The organism is Polynucleobacter sp. AP-Latsch-80-C2 (assembly GCF_018882185.1).
In the GTDB taxonomy this organism is placed as follows: Bacteria; Pseudomonadota; Gammaproteobacteria; order Burkholderiales; family Burkholderiaceae; genus Polynucleobacter.
In genome coordinates, this window is record NZ_JACVOY010000001.1 from 374956 (window position 1) to 391978 (window position 17023).

At 44.6% G+C, this 17023-nt stretch carries 18 protein-coding genes and 1 tRNA gene; 10 read left to right on the forward strand and 9 right to left on the reverse strand.

What is annotated here, in order from left to right; genetic code table 11:
• Nucleotides 1-112 precede the first annotated feature (112 nt).
• Nucleotides 113-901 (forward strand): inositol monophosphatase family protein, encoded by a 789-nt coding sequence (locus ICN47_RS01900; protein ID WP_216218207.1) that lies wholly within the window; start codon nt 113-115, stop codon nt 899-901.
• Here the strand turns inward: ICN47_RS01900 and ICN47_RS01905 are convergent.
• Genes ICN47_RS01905 through ICN47_RS01915 form a run of 3 tightly spaced genes read right to left on the reverse strand, consistent with a single transcriptional unit; the run spans nt 898 to nt 3112 of the window.
• Nucleotides 898-1716: a UDP-2,3-diacylglucosamine diphosphatase gene (locus tag ICN47_RS01905; RefSeq protein WP_216218208.1), complete on the reverse strand. Its 819-nt coding sequence runs from the start codon at nt 1714-1716 to the stop codon at nt 898-900. The two genes, ICN47_RS01900 and ICN47_RS01905, sit on opposite strands and share 4 nt — an antisense overlap.
• The gene (locus tag ICN47_RS01910; protein WP_216218209.1) at nt 1713-2216 is read right to left on the reverse strand and encodes a peptidylprolyl isomerase; all 504 of its coding nucleotides are present in this window, start codon (nt 2214-2216) and stop codon (nt 1713-1715) included. Before ICN47_RS01910 ends, ICN47_RS01905 begins: the two co-directional genes overlap by 4 nt.
• A 14-nt stretch (nt 2217-2230) precedes the next feature.
• On the reverse strand, nt 2231-3112 hold the full coding sequence (locus tag ICN47_RS01915) for a M48 family metallopeptidase (RefSeq protein ID WP_255538880.1): 882 nt from the start codon (nt 3110-3112) through the stop codon (nt 2231-2233).
• A gap of 87 nt (nt 3113-3199) precedes the next feature.
• Between ICN47_RS01915 and cysS the strand changes: the two genes are divergently transcribed.
• The 6 genes from cysS to ICN47_RS01945 all read left to right on the forward strand — a co-directional run bounded on the left by cysS (nt 3200) and on the right by ICN47_RS01945 (nt 9026).
• Complete coding sequence (cysS, locus tag ICN47_RS01920; protein ID WP_216218211.1) at nt 3200-4621, forward strand: cysteine--tRNA ligase; 1422 nt, start codon at nt 3200-3202, stop codon at nt 4619-4621.
• Nucleotides 4621-5277, forward strand: coding sequence for a DNA-3-methyladenine glycosylase (locus ICN47_RS01925; protein ID WP_370626236.1), 657 nt, complete (start codon nt 4621-4623; stop codon nt 5275-5277). The genes cysS and ICN47_RS01925 overlap by 1 nt, the downstream gene beginning before the upstream one ends.
• 9 nt (nt 5278-5286) lie before the next feature.
• Nucleotides 5287-6258: an acetyl-CoA carboxylase carboxyltransferase subunit alpha gene (locus tag ICN47_RS01930; protein ID WP_216218213.1), complete on the forward strand. Its 972-nt coding sequence runs from the start codon at nt 5287-5289 to the stop codon at nt 6256-6258.
• A complete protein-coding gene (tilS, locus tag ICN47_RS01935) occupies nt 6224-7516 on the forward strand; it encodes a tRNA lysidine(34) synthetase TilS (RefSeq protein ID WP_216218214.1) in 1293 nt (430 codons plus the stop codon). The genes ICN47_RS01930 and tilS overlap by 35 nt, the downstream gene beginning before the upstream one ends.
• 85 nt (nt 7517-7601) lie before the next feature.
• Nucleotides 7602-8852, forward strand: a complete 1251-nt coding sequence (locus ICN47_RS01940) for an aspartate kinase (protein WP_216218215.1) — start codon at nt 7602-7604, stop codon at nt 8850-8852.
• Nucleotides 8853-8931: 79 nt separating this feature from the next.
• Nucleotides 8932-9026, forward strand: a tRNA-Ser gene (locus tag ICN47_RS01945).
• A 133-nt stretch (nt 9027-9159) separates the two neighbouring features.
• Here ICN47_RS01945 and ICN47_RS01950 read toward each other — a convergent pair.
• Entirely contained in the window at nt 9160-9357 is a 198-nt protein-coding gene (locus ICN47_RS01950; protein WP_216218216.1) for an AlpA family transcriptional regulator, read from the reverse strand.
• A gap of 208 nt (nt 9358-9565) precedes the next feature.
• Here ICN47_RS01950 and ICN47_RS01955 point away from each other — a divergent pair, with 208 nt between their 5' ends.
• Nucleotides 9566-10876, forward strand: coding sequence for a terminase family protein (locus ICN47_RS01955; RefSeq protein WP_216218217.1), 1311 nt, complete (start codon nt 9566-9568; stop codon nt 10874-10876).
• A 429-nt stretch (nt 10877-11305) separates the two neighbouring features.
• Here the strand turns inward: ICN47_RS01955 and ICN47_RS01960 are convergent, their stop codons facing one another.
• Both ICN47_RS01960 and ICN47_RS01965 read right to left on the reverse strand, forming a co-directional pair.
• Nucleotides 11306-11752 (reverse strand): phosphate-starvation-inducible protein PsiE, encoded by a 447-nt coding sequence (locus ICN47_RS01960; protein WP_216218218.1) that lies wholly within the window; start codon nt 11750-11752, stop codon nt 11306-11308.
• Between the two features lie 161 nt (nt 11753-11913).
• Nucleotides 11914-12267, reverse strand: coding sequence for a hypothetical protein (locus ICN47_RS01965; protein ID WP_216218219.1), 354 nt, complete (start codon nt 12265-12267; stop codon nt 11914-11916).
• A gap of 173 nt (nt 12268-12440) precedes the next feature.
• Between ICN47_RS01965 and ICN47_RS01970 the strand changes: the two genes are divergently transcribed.
• Entirely contained in the window at nt 12441-12746 is a 306-nt protein-coding gene (locus ICN47_RS01970; protein ID WP_216218220.1) for a high-potential iron-sulfur protein, read from the forward strand.
• A 145-nt stretch (nt 12747-12891) separates the two neighbouring features.
• On the opposite strand, the gene hemF is transcribed toward ICN47_RS01970, so the two are convergent.
• Together hemF and ICN47_RS01980 are read right to left on the reverse strand one after the other, a co-directional pair.
• On the reverse strand, nt 12892-13833 hold the full coding sequence (gene hemF, locus ICN47_RS01975; protein WP_216862585.1) for an oxygen-dependent coproporphyrinogen oxidase: 942 nt from the start codon (nt 13831-13833) through the stop codon (nt 12892-12894).
• Nucleotides 13826-15595, reverse strand: a complete 1770-nt coding sequence (locus ICN47_RS01980) for an ABC transporter transmembrane domain-containing protein (RefSeq protein ID WP_216218221.1) — start codon at nt 15593-15595, stop codon at nt 13826-13828. Before ICN47_RS01980 ends, hemF begins: the two co-directional genes overlap by 8 nt.
• Before the next feature lie 142 nt (nt 15596-15737).
• Between ICN47_RS01980 and ICN47_RS01985 the strand changes: the two genes are divergently transcribed.
• The gene (locus tag ICN47_RS01985; protein WP_068949077.1) at nt 15738-15974 is read left to right on the forward strand and encodes a CDGSH iron-sulfur domain-containing protein; all 237 of its coding nucleotides are present in this window, start codon (nt 15738-15740) and stop codon (nt 15972-15974) included.
• Between the two features lie 13 nt (nt 15975-15987).
• Here ICN47_RS01985 and hemC read toward each other — a convergent pair whose 3' ends face one another.
• A complete protein-coding gene (gene hemC / locus ICN47_RS01990) occupies nt 15988-16965 on the reverse strand; it encodes a hydroxymethylbilane synthase (RefSeq protein WP_255538881.1) in 978 nt (325 codons plus the stop codon).
• Nucleotides 16966-17023 lie beyond the last annotated feature (58 nt).

A 17023-nucleotide genomic window follows, 5' to 3' on the forward strand; every position in this document is an offset into this window, starting at 1 on the left:
TAAGGAATGGGAAGGTAGTTCAATGGGCAAATCGTTTAGAATCAGTCTGTTAGCTTCGTATTGTCATGCAATATTACAGGCTTGTTCTTATTTAATTTGTCCATCCAAAACTATGCATCCCATGTTAAATGTGGCCGTTAAGGCCGCCCGTCGTGCAGGAACCGTTATCAACCGTGCCTCTCTTAATTTAGAGCGTTTGCAGGTGGATCGTAAACAGCATAATGATTTTGTTACCGAGGTGGACAAAGCTGCAGAGGCAGCCATTATTGAAACCCTGAGTGAGGCCTATCCAACCCATGGATTTTTGGCTGAAGAAACCGGTGAGCACAATGCTGATGCAGAAAATGTGTGGATCATTGATCCCTTAGATGGTACAACCAACTTCATTCATGGCTTTCCGCAATATGCCGTTTCTATTGCATTGTCGGTAAACGGCGTTATTCAACAAGCGGTAGTGTATGACCCAACTCGTGATGAACTTTTTACAGCCACTCGCGGCGCTGGTGCTTATTTAGATCGCCGTCGCTTACGCGTTGGTACTCAAGATCGATTGGCAAGCTCGCTCATCGGCACAGGTTTTCCATATCGTGAAGATCAAGACCTAGAGAAATATTTAAAAATCTTTGCTGAGATGTCACGTCAATGTGCTGGCTTGCGCCGTCCAGGCGCAGCATCACTCGACTTGGCATACGTTGCTGCCGGTCGTTACGATGGATTTTTTGAAAGCGATCTCAAACCTTGGGATATGGCTGCTGGTGCTTTATTAATTACCGAAGCGGGTGGGTTGATCGGCAACTACAAGGGTGAAGAGGGCTTCTTGAAAAGCGGTGAAGTGATGGCTGCTAATCCCCGCGTTTATGCCCAGATGGTGCAACTGCTCTCTAAATACTCGAAATCTTAATTTAAAACGGAAATAGAACTGACTTGATTGGGTTTAGTCAGGTCAGTAAAGCGAGCCCCTAGGCCGTTAATCAGCAAGGCATTCGCTTTTGGTAGAACGCTCTCTGGGTGATCTAAATCCCAATCTGAAAGCACCCAACGCTGCCACACTTGATCACCAAGTTGCTCATGATGATGGGCTGGTAGATGAGTATGTCCATGAATCAAGCGTATTCCATCTTGTTCTCGAAGCATTGCTGCGCATGCCTTCAGGGTGACATTCATTCGAATACTATTCTGACTTGCGGAAGTTCTTGCAGCATTTTGGTATTGCATGTGACTATTGCTGCGAAGATGGTTGGCAATGGATTTGCGCCATACGAGAGGGAGGCGCAAGAATAAGTTTTGCACCCATTTTTTTCTCGTCCATTTTCTAAAGATTTGATAACCATCATCGGCAGTGCAGAGGACATCACCATGACTGAGGATGTATTTGCTGCCAGAAATTTCAACGCAGCTAGGGTCTGACAATAAGGTCATGCCCGTTTTTTTTAAATAGCTACTACCTACTAAAAAATCACGGTTGCCGTGGATGTAATAGGTTTTGACCTTAGTCGAAAGATTAGCGAGCGCTCGTCGTACTTCCTGCTGAAATGGAGAGGTGCTTGCTGCATCATCACCAACCCAATATTCAAATAAATCCCCCAAAATAAATACAGCCTCTACTTTGGGCGCCTCTTTTTCACAGAAGTCAAAGAAACGTTGTGCCGTCAAAGGCATTGACGGCGTGAGATGCAGGTCTGAAATGAGCAGCGCGCTCGTGTATTGCGGGATCATTCCTCTAAAACTGTGGCCTTCTCTATCACAACATCTTCAGATGGAACGTCTTGATGAAAGCCCGTAGTACCCGTTTTAACTTTACGGATCTTGTCGACAACATCTAGGCCATCAGTGACTTTTCCAAAAACAGCATAACCCCAGCCTTGTGCATTGGGTGCTGTGTGATTTAGAAAGTCATTGTCATTGACGTTAATAAAAAACTGAGCAGTCGCAGAATGGGGATCACTAGTGCGAGCCATAGCTACAGTGCCGCGGTCATTTTTGAGGCCATTATTAGCTTCATTTTCAATTTCTGCGCCAGTAGGTTTTTGTTTCATACCGGCAGTCATGCCGCCACCCTGAATCATAAAGTTATCAATGACACGATGAAAGATCGTGCCATCGTAATGACCGCTCTTAACGTATTGTAAGAAGTTGGCAACGCTTTTTGGTGCCTTAACAGAATCTAATGTGAGGGTCATATCGCCCTGGTTTGTTTTTAAGAGTACTTTCGCCATGATTTAATTCACTTTCAGTATGGATAGTTGGATGGAAGAGAGGGTTGTGCTGGCTGCATTGACTGGGCTGCTGGGATAACTACAGGATTAGCCGGTGGCTGGGCTGCGGAAGATGCTGCAGGGCTGGCAACAGGACGCTTGGGGGGCTTGAGCACATCGAGCAAAGCCTTGGCGCGATTTGTATATTGGCGCTGGTTGGTTTGTGCACCTTTAGCGGCATCTTCGTAAGCTTGTGCACCAAGGCGAATATAAATCTCACCTAAATTAGCAGCAGCAACTGCATAGGTGGGACGAAGTTTTAAGGCGAGCTCTAAATAATCCCTTGCTTCAATCCACTGGCCTTGATTGGCCGCAATCGCCGCTAAGTTGTTATAGGGCTCAGGTAACTCTGGAAATTGTTGGGTAATCTCAATTAAGGTTTTTTTGGCATCGTCAAACTTACGCATTTCAATTTGCAAGCGTGCTTTTACGAATCGAATTTGTACATTACGCGGATTCGTTTTAAGTTGTGTATTGATGAGGTTAATGGCATCTTGATATTGACGCGCTTTGACTAGTTTTTCTACATCCGGCGGAACTGCATTTTTTGGAATAGGGTCTGGTTCAATAATCAAAAACGAGAAAAAAGGAACTGCAACGGTATCGGAAAGCTCTGGATTTAAGGGGTCATACCCAGTATCCGCGGAGAGCCTTGGCGGGTCTATCGGACTATATCCCCCTAAATAAGGTTGGGACATCGCTTGGGGAGACTTCATTTGCTGAGCATTTAAGGCATACATTTCAGCCTGTGTCCGCTCTTGGGCGGGGGTGGTGCAGCCTGCTAAAAAAAGAAGGAAGCAGGCCCCTAATACGGGCATAAGTAGGCTTTGGCGTGTTGCTGAGAAGGTTACGGGCATAGGGGAAGGGGTGTAAAACGGGCTCATTCGATATACTCAGCGCTCAGTCTAACAAATTGGCGCTACTTGCCCAACCTTTATAGCCCTATGCTGCAAATCTATAACACCCTTAGCCGTTCAAAACAGGTATTTAAACCCATCGTACCGGGCAAGGTGAAGATGTACGTCTGCGGCATGACGGTGTATGACTTTTGCCATATTGGCCACGCCAGAGTCATGATTGTGTTTGATATGGTCGTCCGGTGGTTGCGGGCCAGCGGATATGAGGTTTTATATGTGCGCAATATTACGGATATTGACGACAAAATTATTAACCGGGCCATCGAAAATGGTGAACCTATTGCTGCTTTAACCCAGCGCTTTATAGATGCTATGCATGCCGACTCAGATCACTTGGGCTTAATGCACCCTGACCAAGAGCCGCGTGCTACAGATTTCATTGCGCAAATGCAGGGCATGATTGGTAAGTTGATTGAAAATGAATTGGCATATCAAGCGGACGACGGTGATGTTAATTTTGCAGTGCGCTTACTCCCTGGTTATGGAAGTCTTTCTGGTAAATCCTTGGATGAACTCAATGCGGGTGAGCGCGTAGCAGTTACCGGTGGTAAACGTGATCCTCTGGATTTTGTTTTATGGAAAAGCGCCAAGGCTGAAGAGCCGGTAGATACCCGCTGGAAATCCCCTTGGGGAGAAGGTCGCCCAGGCTGGCATATTGAGTGCTCTGCAATGTCTTGTGATTTATTGGGCGAGCATTTTGATATTCATGGTGGAGGTGCAGACTTACAGTTCCCGCATCATGAAAATGAGATCGCTCAAAGCGAAGGTGCCTTGTATGGCAAAGACCGAACCCCTGACGATGCCCCATTTGTAAATTACTGGATGCATAACGGCCACATTCGTGTGAATGAAGAAAAGATGTCCAAGTCTCTTGGTAACTTCTTCCTCATTCGGGATGTCTTGAAAAGTTTTGATCAGGAAGTGCTGCGCTTCTTTATGTTGAAGGCGCATTATCGAAGCCCAATTAACTATAGCGATGCTCAACTAGAGGAGGCCCGTTCTGGCCTGGTGCGCCTCTATACGGCGCTGGCTCAGACACCACAAGCCAAAACGGAAATCACGGACCCTCAAAGTTCTTGGGTGCTTCGTTTTACCCAGGCAATGAACGACGACTTCAATACACCCGAAGCGATTGCCGTTTTGTTTGATTTGGCCAGTGAAATGAATCGCGCACAAGGCGACGAAAAGTTAATGCTCGCTAATACTCTGCGATCACTAGGCGGGGCATTAAATTTCTTGCAACGCAACCCCACAGAGTTTCTGCAATCTGGCACTAAGCAAGATGATGGCTTGAGTGCCGCAATGATTGAAGCGCAAATAGCAGCGCGTGTAGCTGCTAAGTTAGCAAAAGACTTTGCACAGGCTGATGCTATTCGAAAAGATCTTCTAGCGCAGGGAATTGTTTTAGAAGATAAACCTGGTGGCATCACTGAATGGCGAAGGGCTTAGTGAGTCCAGTTAAAGATCAAGTTATTTATAAAGAAGCAGCACCAGAGTATTGGGAGCAGGCTTGCCGTGAATTGATGAAGCAAGATCGCATTCTCAAAAAATTGATTCCGAAATATGGGTCTAGATTTTTAGTAACACGTGGCGATGCATTTAATACTTTAGCTAGAGCGATTGTTGGGCAACAGATTTCAGTTGCTGCTGCACAATCGGTTTGGAATAGAGTGCTGGCAGTCAGCAAGAAAAAAGTAAACCCCAAAAATATCTTAGCGCTCACCGTAGAAGAATTGCGTGCTGCTGGATTATCGGGGCGCAAGGTTGAATACATCCGAGATTTAGCGGATCATTTTGATTCTGGGCGCCTGCATGCTTCCCAGTGGAAAGATATGGATGATGAGAGTGTTATCAAGGAATTAAGCGATATTCGAGGAATTGGACGCTGGACAGCAGAAATGTTCCTTATTTTTAACTTGGTACGCCCTAATATTCTCCCCTTAGACGATGTAGGCTTGATTAAGGCCATTTCCCTCAATTACTTCAGTGGAGAGCCTGTCAGCCGCCATGAAGCCCGTGAGGTGGCTGCAAATTGGGCCCCTTGGCGTACCGTTGCAACCTGGTATATGTGGAGAAGTATCGACCCCATCCCAGTTGAATATTAAAATCAGACCATGAAAACGACTTTCTTAGATTTTGAGCAATCAATCGCCGAATTAGAATCAAAGATTGAAGAGCTGCGTTTTGTGCAGGATGAATCATCAGTAGATATTTCTGATGAGATTAAAACACTTGCGGAAAAGAGCCTTCAGCTGACTAAAGATGTCTATGCAAATTTGACCCCTTGGCAGGTGTCTCAAGTTGCTCGTCATCCACAGCGTCCGTATACCTTAGATTATGTGACCGCCTTATTCACAGACTTTCATGAGTTACACGGCGATCGCACTTTTGCTGATGATCAATCCATTATTGGTGGCTTAGCGCGTTTTGAGAATCAGCCTTGTATGGTGATCGGCCATCAAAAGGGTCGCGATACCAAAGAACGCGCTCTCAGAAACTTTGGGATGAGTCGTCCTGAAGGTTATCGCAAGGCGATGCGTTTAATGCGCCTCGCTGAAAAATTTGGATTGCCAGTATTTACTTTTGTGGATACGCCAGGCGCCTTTCCAGGTATTGATGCGGAAGAACGTAATCAATCAGAGGCTATTGGCCGCAATTTATATGTGCAGGCTGAGCTCAAAGTGCCTATCATTGCCACCATCATTGGTGAGGGTGGTTCTGGCGGTGCACTAGCAATTGCGATGGGTGATGCGGTATTGATGCTGCAAAACTCGACATACTCCGTCATTTCCCCTGAAGGCTGTGCTTCCATTTTGTGGAAGACAGCTGATAAAGCCTCTGAAGCTGCTGAGCAGTTAGGCTTAACAGCCCAGCGTATTAAAGCTTTGGGTCTGATTGATAAGATTGTTGCTGAGCCCATTGGTGGAGCTCATCGCGATTACGACACCATGATGGTGAACATGCGTAAAGCACTTGCCGAGTCTCTCAAGACTTTTGATGGCATGAAAGAGGATGCGCTTCTTGAGCGCCGTCATGAACGTCTGATGAGTTATGGCAAGTTCAAGGAAATCACAGCAAAGTCCTAAATTTGGAAAACGGATTGCGGTCGCCTTAAGTGGTGGCCTCGATTCCGTAGTGCTGCTCGATACGGTTTGCAAAACGCAAGCAGCCGATAAAAATCCTGCAGAAATTTGGGCATTTCATATTCATCATGGTTTACAAAAGCCGGCAGATGATTGGTTTATCTTTTGTGAAAAGCTCGCCAAAAAATACAAAATCCATTTTGACTTTCGGCTCTTACACTTAGGAACGGACGCAGCTCAAGGTAACGTGGAGGCGAGAGCCAGAGCAGGGCGCTATGAGGCCTTAGCAGAACTATGCGCTGATCACAATATTGAAGATCTACTCTTGGCGCATCATCAAAATGATCAAGCTGAAACAGTCCTGTTGCAATTATTGCGTGGTGCTGGCGTAGCGGGGCTTGCGGCTATGTCCGATATGCGTGAGCTAAACAGCGGCAATGGTGTTATTCAGTTATGGCGTCCGCTATTGAGCCAAAGCAAGGCAGAGCTAGAAGCCTACGCAAAAGCCAATAAGCTTAAATGGATTGAGGATCCTAGCAATCATGATACTCAATATCGACGTAATGCCATTCGTAAAAAAATTATTCCGCAATTGGAAAAAATTCAACCTGATGCAGTGGCCAGTCTGGCCCGCAGTGCAAAGGTATTGGCGGAGGCGCAATCCTTACTTGATCGTCTAGCAAAACAAGATGGCAGCACAGTGATAGAGCAGAGCCACTTAAGAATCAAACCATTATTGATTCTGGCCAATCAAGATTTGCCTGCAGCGAATAACTTAGTAAGGTTCTGGCTTAAATCCCATGGTTTGGCAATGCCTTCACAAGGGCGCTTAGCATCGTGGTGGAAAGATCTAGCTGCCGTGAAAGCCGATGCGCAATTAGAGTGGTTGCATGATCAGCATCCGATTCGGCTTTGGCGTGGTTTACTCCAAGTAAGCAAAGCGCGCTCTGGTGAGTGGACGTTTCAGAAAGTTTCTACCAATAGCAAGACTCCGGGATTGCCGGCCAAATGGGTAAAAGATGCCCAAAAAAATGGGCTGATTACTCTTATATCTAGGGCGGGTTCGGAGAAGATTCAAATCAAGCCCAATAGCCCCAGAAGGTCTCTCAAAAATCTCTTTCAAGAGGCTGATATCCCGCCCTGGCAGCGACAGGCCCCATTGCTCTTCATTAATGGAGAGCTCATTGCGGTCGCTGGAATCGGCATTAGTTACCCGCATCTAGTGGATGTTGGCCCCCGAGTTCTGCCGGAGTGGGCATAAGCAGGCCTTTTAGGTTCAAAACCCTGTAAAATAAGCCCTTTTTAGATCCTCGGGGAACACGGTTCCCCTTTAAAAGACGGTTTTTATGGCTCTTATCGTTCATAAATATGGTGGCACCTCTATGGGCTCGGTTGAGCGCATTGGGAATGTTGCTAAACGCGTTGCCAAATGGATGCGTGCTGGTCACCAGGTTGTGGTGGTGCCTTCGGCCATGTCTGGCGAAACTAATCGCTTGCTTGGTTTAGCAAAAGAAATCAATCCCGATGCACATCCACGTGAGTTAGATCAAATTGCTTCGACTGGTGAGCAGGTTAGCTCTGGTTTGCTGGCATTGGCATTAATGCGCGAAGGTATCGATGCAGTGAGTTACGCCGGATGGCAAGTTACCGTGCACACAGACTCCTCATTTACTAAGGCACGCATTAAAAGCATTGATAGCCAAAAAATCTTAGGTGATTTAAATGCCGGTCGTGCAGTAGTAGTGACTGGTTTTCAAGGCGTGGATCCTGAGGGCAACATTACTACCTTAGGCCGTGGCGGCTCTGATACTTCAGCAGTCGCTATGGCAGCAGCATTAAAAGCAGATGAGTGTTTGATCTATACCGACGTCGATGGCGTGTATACAACGGACCCGCGCGTCTGCGAAGATGCTCGTCGCTTAGATAAGATTACTTTCGAAGAGATGCTGGAGATGGCCAGCTTAGGTTCTAAGGTATTGCAGATTCGCTCAGTCGAATTTGCTGGTAAGTACAAAGTTAAAACCCGGGTCCTGTCTTCTTTGACAGATCCTTTGATGCCCTTAGACGCAGAGATGAAGTCGGGTACCTTGATAACATTTGAAGAGGACAGCACTATGGAAGCCGCAGTTATTTCCGGCATCGCCTTTGCGCGTGATGAAGCGAAGATTACCGTTTTAGGAGTTCCTGATCGCCCAGGTATTGCGTACCAAATTTTGGGACCGATTGCGGATGCCAATATTGATGTGGACATCATTATTCAGAATCAATCAGTAGAAGGTAAGACTGACTTTACCTTTACAGTGCCACGCTCTGATTATCAAAAAGCACTCGATCTACTTAAGAACACAGTTCAATCCCAGATCGAGGCAAAAGAAATCTCAGGTGATCCAAAGGTTTCTAAAGTGTCAGTAGTGGGCGTTGGCATGCGCTCCCACGTTGGCATCGCAAGCAAGATGTTCCGCACCTTGTCGGAAGAGGGTATCAATATCCTCATGATCTCCACTAGTGAAATCAAGATCTCTGTTGTGATCGATGAGAAATACATGGAATTAGCAGTACGTGCCTTGCATAAGGCATTTGAGCTAGACCAGAAGTAAAAGGGTAGCAAAAACGCAGTAAAACCCCCATTAGACGGTAATCCGTTAAACTGTGGGTCGTTGTAACAGTATCAAGTACGGAGACGTGGCCGAGCTGGTCGAAGGCACTCCCCTGCTAAGGGAGCATCGGGGCTAAAACTCTGATCGGAGGTTCGAATCCTCTCGTCTCCGCCAATAACTTTGGCAAACTTTCTGCTTTTTGCTTTATACAACAAAGACATAGCCCCTTAACCGGGGCTTTTTCTTTTCTTAAAAATACATCTGCTTACCAGTACGCTTACCAACAAAACATTGCTTGGTTATGGGTCTAGTTAGATTGCCTTGCTCGTTCCTGGATAAATCCCTGAACCTGATCAATGGTCCAAAAGGAAGATCTCCCAATTTTGATCGGCTTTGGGAATTCGCCTTTTTGAACCATGAGCCAAAACTTAGATTTTGAAACTGGCATGACTTCCAAAATCTGTGGAATTCTCATTAAGGTTACTTCTGAATTTGAATTACTCATGACGGCCCCCTTGACGGGCGCGCTTCATATTTTTTCGATAAACCTGCAAAGCCATTTTTGCTGAACTCATCTTCGTGTATCTGCAATTGAGCATACGGGCAAAGATGGTACCCCGCTGCAAAGCGGCGTGCTTGTTGTACCAAGTGCCATGACTGTTGAGGATTGGGAGCGAGCAGCTCAGCCAAAACACTAAGGCTTTAAAAACCCAATGAAAACCATCTGGGCACCATTGCCCGGCAGTCAGACTTTATTTCTGACATGTCCCGTGTATGAGGTATTGCTCGAAGGCACCAGAGGAGGAGGTAAGACCGATACCTTACTCATGAGCTATGCCCAGCATGTGGGCAGAGGCTTTGGGGATCAATGGCGAGGCACACTCTTTCGCCTAACTTATCCGCAGTTGGCTGACGTAGTAGCCAAGAGTAAGCGTTGGTTCTATCAAATCTTTCCAGGTGCAAAGTTCAACGAATCAGACTACGTATGGAAATGGCCCACAGGAGAGATGTTGTACTTTCGGTATGGCGCCAATGAAGACGACTACTGGAACTATCACGGCCATGAATACCCCTGGCTAGGATTTGAAGAGCTTACCAACTGGCGCAATCTATCTTTCTACGAAGCGATGCATTCCACCTGCAGGTCATCTCATCCTGGAATGCCAAGAATGGTGAGGGCAACATGCAATCCATTTGGAGTGGGGCATGCATCGGTTAAGGAAAGATTTCAGATTGGGACAATACCGGCTGGGCAAATCATCAGGCAAGAGGGCGCATTACCCAGGGTTCGAATACATTCCACCATCTATGAGAACACTCACCTTCTTAAAAACGATCCAAACTACCTACTGAGCTTGGAGTCATTAAGCGACCCAAACAGACGTAGAGCATGGCTAGAGGGAGATTGGGATATCCACGTGGGAAGTTTCCTGGAAGGCGTATGGCAGCCTTCTAAACACGTTGTAGAGCCATTTGCCATTCCACCAACATGGAGGGTATGGCGTTCCATGGATTGGGGATACGCCAGGCCATATGCCGTCTACTGGTTTGCTTTATCCAATGACGGAATCTACTACTTATGGAGAGAGCTCTATGGATGCGGCGACAAAGAAAACACCGGTACTAGAGAAGATGCAACGGTAGTTGCAGAGAAGATCAAGAAGATCGAGATCCACGACCAACGCCTTGGATACGAATACCGAATGAACCTAGCTGACCCATCGATCTTATCGAAGATTGGGGCAGAGCGATCAATAGGTCAAATATTCAGAGATAAGGGTGTGAAATGGACCGAGGCCTATTACGCTACTAGAAGCAGGGTAAACGGTGCTCAGGAAATCATACGACTGCTAGCTGAAGACAGACTCAAGATCTTCTCGACCTGTAAGCATTGGCTTCGAACTATTCCGCAACTACCACCAGATTCACTTAATCCGGAAGACGTAGATACTGATGCTGAGGATCATGCCTGGGATGCTACTAGGTATGGTCTGATGAAGATGCGGAGGATGCCGGACAAATAAAGCGGAGCTTATGTAGTATGGACATACATTGTTTTCTTAAAAATCTGGTGCACTTTGGTAGACATCGGATCCGAGGCCTCTGTTGCTTCCGCTAGAAGACTTTAATTGACCTAACCATCATTAAGCACTAGCTAAAGCATTCAAATACTTAAAAGATATGCTTAAATACAACCATCAAGGACAGATTTTTACTAAATCAAGGGTAACCAGTGAACAACAGGGCAATTGAAACCAGAGACAAATTAGCAAAAATATATTTTATATTTGATGCTATTTTTATTGCTATTTTTTCGACAATATCACTTTTGGCGTTATTTTTTTCAGCTCTAAATTTTTAGAAATAGACTGAAAATAAAGTCCCTTAGTAGCTGAGGTTTGTGACAGTAAATAATTACTGAGCACGATCGCCCCCTGGGCTAGAGATTAATATTAATCGCTGGAATTAGCTGGAAATCTGCTAGAGGCATAGCGAACTAGGGCATTTGCAAGGGCCAAAATTAGGATTGTGGCTCCCAGAATTAAGATTTGCACATCAGCCTCATGCTTTGTATTTGCTAAATCAATAATCAGCCTTGTCACTGCAGTTATAGCAACGTAAATTAAGAATCTTACTGGCATGTGATTGGTTTTAAAGTAAATTCCGACCATCGCACCAATTTCTAAAAAAATAAATAGCAATAAAAGATCTTCAATAGAAGCAGCACCCTTGTTGATCATCCCTAAAAAAGTATGAACCCCTGACCATACTGTTGCAGCTCCAATTCCAAACAATGCAATACGATGAAACAAAGAGACAAATAAATTCCCAATAGGGTCAGAGATTTTCTCCAAGGAGATTTCAAGCTTAGAACTTTTATTTGTTGGCTTGGGTGACATATTTATTTTGGTAATTTTCTATGCTATTTGATTAATTCTATTCTGAGAATTTAAAAAATAAAAGAGCATTAGATCCTCTAGATTCGGCGACTTCTATCAAACTTCTGATTTCGTACAGAAACCACTTGAGGCTAACAACGAAGAAATGATTATTTTTTTATCTAGGATATCTTAGAAAGCCCCTCGTCAGCAATATTTAGAACATCCTCGGCCGTATTCGCTAATTTACCTATACCATTTACTTCAATAAGAAAATATTTCAGTTGATGAATATAAATTCGCGCACTAAAACTGTCCCTCTCATTGGAAAGAATTAAATCCAGATAAGCCTCATTCGAATTTGTGTCATATTTTTCTGTCAAACCGGAGAATGTAGCAATGGAGCTATTTTGCTTACTCAATTCTCTAAGCTTATCTATTAACTTCGTTACTAAAATGACGTACTCAGCATGTAGCGCAGGATTAGTAAACGCCAAATCATCAACTGTGATTGTATGTAGTGTTTGTAGTGCCATTTTGAGCCTTACTAGATGCTGATTAATTTAATGCCATCTATTCTTTTTATTACCGTGGTTTAAATTTCTAATTGAGCCTAAATTGCTAAGCTGGCGATATTGGCATTAATATTTACTTAATATATGATTAAATGCGTAGTGATATGTTCATGTTAAATGCGATAGGAGTCAAGATGAAAACTACCAGGCGTACTTTTATGACAATGTCCATTGCTGGAGTGGCGGTATTGGCTTTAAATAAACATGCCCAAGCCCAGGCAATGCTTTCTCCTGCCGATCCTCAGGCGGCTGCACTTGGCTACAATCCAGACGCATCTAAGGTGGATAAGACTAAGTTTCCAAAGTATGCCGCTCCACAGGCTTGTGGAAACTGCGCTCTTTATCAAGGTGGCGCTGCAGCAACTGGCGGTTGCCCTTTGTATCCTGGAAAGCAAGTGTCTATTAAGGGCTGGTGCTCTGCATACAATAAAAAAGCCTAGGTCAAGCCTTTGATGGCCTCATTTAAGGGGTGCACATACCTCTGAATGCAGGGTTATTGACTTTATGCCAATAAATCTTAGAATAAACTTTGAAGTCCCTATTTTTCCAACTTTTCGCCCCATGTGGGCGATTTTTTTATAGGGCTCACGCTAGCCAATCGCATGGCTTAAGGTAGTAGTCATAAAGCTTGGCCTCGGGTGTACCAGGTTTTGGTTGCCAGTTGTACCACCATTGCACTACTGGTGGCATCGACATCAATATAGATTCAGTACGCCCACCGGAGTGCAAACCAAATATAGTGCCTCGATCAAAAATGAGGTTGTACTCCACGTAGCGACCGCGCCGATATTCCTGGAAAGATTTTTCTTCCGGTGTGAAGCTATCTTGATAACGTCGTTGTACGATCGGCAGATAAGCATTGATAAATGCATCACCTACTGCGCGTGTCATGGCAAAGCTCTGCTCAAAACCGAGTTCATTAAAGTCATCAAAAAATACACCGCCGATACCGCGTGGCTCTTCGCGATGTTTTAAGTAGAAGTATTCATCGCACCATTTTTTAAAGCGAGGATAGAGCTCTTCACCGAAAGGGTCTAGCGCATCTTTAGCTCTTTGATGAAAGTGTTTGTAGTCTTCATCTACGCCGTAATAGGGGGTAAGGTCAAAACCACCACCAAACCACCATAACGGCTCTTTACCGGGTGCTTGCGCAATGAAGCAACGCACATTCATATGGGTAGTCGGTACTTTGGGGTTATTAGGATGAAAGACCAGGGAAACGCCCATGGCTTCAAAGCTGCGCCCCGCTACTTCTGGACGATGATGCGATGCAGAGGGTGGCATTTGATCGCCGCGTACATGTGAGAAGCCTACACCACCTTTTTCAAGAATATTGCCGCCATTCAAAATGCAGGTACGGCCATATCCTTTAAGTTTGCTGTCTTCAGGTTTATGCCATTCGTCAGCAACAAAGGCCATACCATCCAAAGCGCTCATGGCAGTGGTGATGCGATCCTGCAAGCCTAAAAAATATTCTTTTAGGGCGTTAACATCAATTTGGGTATGTTGATCTTTATTGTCAGGCATCAGTAAATTGCAGCTTAGCTAGATGTGAGTAAAGACCTTCATTATTCACAAGCGAAGAGTGGTTGCCAATTTCAACAATTCGACCATTCTCCATGACAACAATTCTGTCAGCTTTTTTGACAGTCGCCAGTCTATGTGCAATGACTATGGTTGTTCTACCTTTCATTGCCTCTTCGAGTGCTTGTTGTACCAGTCTTTCCGACTCTGCATCTAGGGAGCTAGTAGCCTCATCTAATAAAAGTAATGGTGGATTTTTTAGCAAGGCTCTTGCTATGGCAATTCGTTGTTTTTGACCGCCAGATAGCCTGACACCTCGGTCACCTAAGAATGTGCTGTATCCATCGGGTAACTTGGATATGAATTCATCCACAAAGGCAATCTTAGACGCCTTAATTACATCCTCATCGCTTGCATTTTCATCACCATAGCGAATATTTTCTAATGCATTTTCAGAAAAGATGCTGATATCTTGAGGTACCACTCCAATGAGTTTGCGTAAATCATCTAATTTATAGTTTTTTATATCAACACCATCAAAAGAAATGCTACCTGACTGAGGATCATAAAATCTCTGTATTAATTTAAATAAGGTTGTTTTACCTGAACCCGATGGACCTACAATCGCAATTTTTTCTCCAGCCTGAATATTTAGAGAAATGTCTGTAAGTACATTTGTTGGAATGGATTGGTAGTGAAAGCTTAACCCTTGGATGTTAATACTGATAGCTTTATTGGCTGATGATGGAGGGATAAAGGGTTCTTTAGGATTTTGTACATGTGACTCGATGCTCAATAGCTCTAAAAGTCTATCGCCAGCACCGATCGCTCTTTGTGAGTCACCAAGAACCTCTGAAAGAGCTGCTATAGAGCCTGCAACAATTACGGCATACAAGAAAAACTGGGTTAGTTCTCCACCAGACATCTCCTGGTTGCTGACTGCATAGGCACCAAGCCACAACACGGTGATGATGCTGGTAAAGCCCAAGAGTATGGCAACAAAAGTAAGCTTGCCACGAGCTGCACTCCTAATTTTTGAGGCCAAAAATGAAGCTTCAACAGATATGTTAAATGCTCGGATTTCTTTTTGTTCATTTGCAAACGACTGAACAGTAAGAATGGCATTTATTTTTTCACCTGCTATTGCAGAGGCCAGCGCAATTTTATCCTGTGAATTTCTGGATAGCTTCCGAACTTTTTTACCCATCACCATGATGGGTACTACGGTTAATAATAGGGTAGCAAGAATGAGTAAGGACAATTTAATGCTGGTAATAAACATCATTGTCATCCCGCCAAGCAGTAGAAATAAATTTCTCACCGCCATGGAAATGCTTGTACCTATTAGGATTTGAACTATTGAAGTGTCGTTATTAATCCGAGAGAGAAGTTCGCCACTTTGTTGGGTTTCGAAGAACTCTGGACTTTGTACGATGATATGTGAGTAGACTGCTTTCCGAATATCACAAGTAACTCTTTCCCCTAGCCAGGAGACGATGTAGTAACGCAGTGCACTGGCAAATGCAAGTACAAACGCAGCTGCGAAAAGATTGATGAAGGTAAGGTTAATTTGTTCGTGGCTTATATCACTAAACCCTAGATCAATGATCTTCCGAAAACAAAGTGGTACTACTAAAGTTGCTGAAGCAGCAAGAATAAGGCTTACTGCAGCAATTATTAGCTGTTTTTTATAAGGCCTTAAAAAAGGTAAAAATGACTTTATTGATTTAAGTTTTTTTGAGTTTTGAATTTCTTTATCAGTCATAAGCCATTTTTTATTGCTTTATTGCATTGTTATTGAGGATCTATCTTATTTTAAAGGGGGTGCTTGACTATTAAATATAGCTGTTATGTAATGGCCTTGCAGAAGTTATCTTACATAGATTCAGTAATTCAGAGGCATTTTTATGAGAAAAAAGAAGTCTGATAATTTGCCTTATCCGCTATTGGTAGATGCAGAAAAAAAATATTACTGGTGCGCCTGCGGTTTGAGCGATGCACAACCTCTGTGCAATGGCTCTCATGCGAGTGATACAGCTCAGCCTATTGAGTTTTCAGAGATGCAAAGCAAAACCGTCTACTTGTGTGGATGTAAGCACACCAAAACACCGCCTTATTGCGATGGTAGCCATGCTGATCTCTAATTAGACAAGCGCTTTACTTGCTCACATTAGGAATTAAATCTGCTGCACCCTGCGCTAACAAATTCTTTGCTACTGCAAGCCCCAAGGCTTCTGCATCCTCAACCGACCTTACTTGTGCAGTGCCATTAGCTAAGCAAATTGCTTTTCCATCAACACTCGCTACAAAGGAGCGAATGTTCATTTGATTCTGATCCCATACAGCATGAGCTGCTAACGGCACTTCGCATGAGCCGCCCAACTGACGTGACACCATGCGCTCAGCAGAAACAGCGAACAGAGTTGGTAAATCATTTAATGGAGCAAGCCATTGCTTGATGTTGGGATGCTTACTTAAAGTTTCGATACCCAAAGCACCCTGACCTGCAGCAGGCGTATAAGGATCATATGGCAAAAATGCACGGATGCGTGACTCCAAACCTAAACGTTTTAAGCCAGCAGCCGCCAAAATGATTGCTTGGTACTCACCGCGATCCAACTTACCCATGCGGGTATCTAAATTACCGCGCAATGGCTGAATTACTAAATGGGGAAATTTTGCACGCAGAACTGACTCACGTCGCAAGCTCGATGTACCTACAATCGCGCCCTCAGGAAGATCTTCAAGAGTGGCGTAATCGTTAGCAACAAAGGCATCGCGTGCATCCTCTCTCGCCATGACACAGGCCAGGTCAAAACCCTCAGGCATGACCATCGGAACATCTTTCAGGGAATGCACCGCTAAATCGGCTCGTCCATCCTCAAGCGCTGTTTCTAGCTCTTTTACAAAAAGACCCTTACCACCCACTTTAGAGAGGGCTTTATCCAAAATCTGGTCACCGCGGGTAGTCATCCCCAAAATCTGGACATCACAGTCCGGATAGAGCTTTTTAAGGCAATCTCGGACGTGCTCAGCCTGCCACATGGCTAGGCGACTTTCACGGGAGGCGATTACGAGGCGCTTTGGGGCTGCCAAAGATGAAGAGATAGGGTTAAAACTCAGGGTTTGCGACATGGCAATCTGCTCAAAGCGTTATTAACATCTGGTTAAACTGAGCTAAATTTAACCTATA

Coding starts and splice junctions, on each gene's coding strand:
- ICN47_RS01980 (WP_216218221.1), bottom strand. CDS start 15,595: ATGACTGATAAAGAAATTCAAAACTCAAAAAAACTTAAATCAATAAAG.
- ICN47_RS01950 (WP_216218216.1), bottom strand. CDS start 9,357: ATGAGTAATTCAAATTCAGAAGTAACCTTAATGAGAATTCCACAGATT.
- ICN47_RS01985 (WP_068949077.1), top strand. CDS start 15,738: ATGAGAAAAAAGAAGTCTGATAATTTGCCTTATCCGCTATTGGTAGAT.
- ICN47_RS01910 (WP_216218209.1), bottom strand. CDS start 2,216: ATGGCGAAAGTACTCTTAAAAACAAACCAGGGCGATATGACCCTCACA.
- ICN47_RS01905 (WP_216218208.1), bottom strand. CDS start 1,716: ATGATCCCGCAATACACGAGCGCGCTGCTCATTTCAGACCTGCATCTC.
- ICN47_RS01960 (WP_216218218.1), bottom strand. CDS start 11,752: ATGTCACCCAAGCCAACAAATAAAAGTTCTAAGCTTGAAATCTCCTTG.
- ICN47_RS01930 (WP_216218213.1), top strand. CDS start 5,287: ATGAAAACGACTTTCTTAGATTTTGAGCAATCAATCGCCGAATTAGAA.
- ICN47_RS01900 (WP_216218207.1), top strand. CDS start 113: ATGCATCCCATGTTAAATGTGGCCGTTAAGGCCGCCCGTCGTGCAGGA.
- cysS (WP_216218211.1), top strand. CDS start 3,200: ATGCTGCAAATCTATAACACCCTTAGCCGTTCAAAACAGGTATTTAAA.
- hemC (WP_255538881.1), bottom strand. CDS start 16,965: ATGTCGCAAACCCTGAGTTTTAACCCTATCTCTTCATCTTTGGCAGCC.
- ICN47_RS01970 (WP_216218220.1), top strand. CDS start 12,441: ATGAAAACTACCAGGCGTACTTTTATGACAATGTCCATTGCTGGAGTG.
- ICN47_RS01955 (WP_216218217.1), top strand. CDS start 9,566: ATGAAAACCATCTGGGCACCATTGCCCGGCAGTCAGACTTTATTTCTG.
- tilS (WP_216218214.1), top strand. CDS start 6,224: ATGGCAAGTTCAAGGAAATCACAGCAAAGTCCTAAATTTGGAAAACGG.
- hemF (WP_216862585.1), bottom strand. CDS start 13,833: ATGCCTGACAATAAAGATCAACATACCCAAATTGATGTTAACGCCCTA.
- ICN47_RS01940 (WP_216218215.1), top strand. CDS start 7,602: ATGGCTCTTATCGTTCATAAATATGGTGGCACCTCTATGGGCTCGGTT.
- ICN47_RS01915 (WP_255538880.1), bottom strand. CDS start 3,112: ATGCCCGTAACCTTCTCAGCAACACGCCAAAGCCTACTTATGCCCGTA.
- ICN47_RS01965 (WP_216218219.1), bottom strand. CDS start 12,267: ATGGCACTACAAACACTACATACAATCACAGTTGATGATTTGGCGTTT.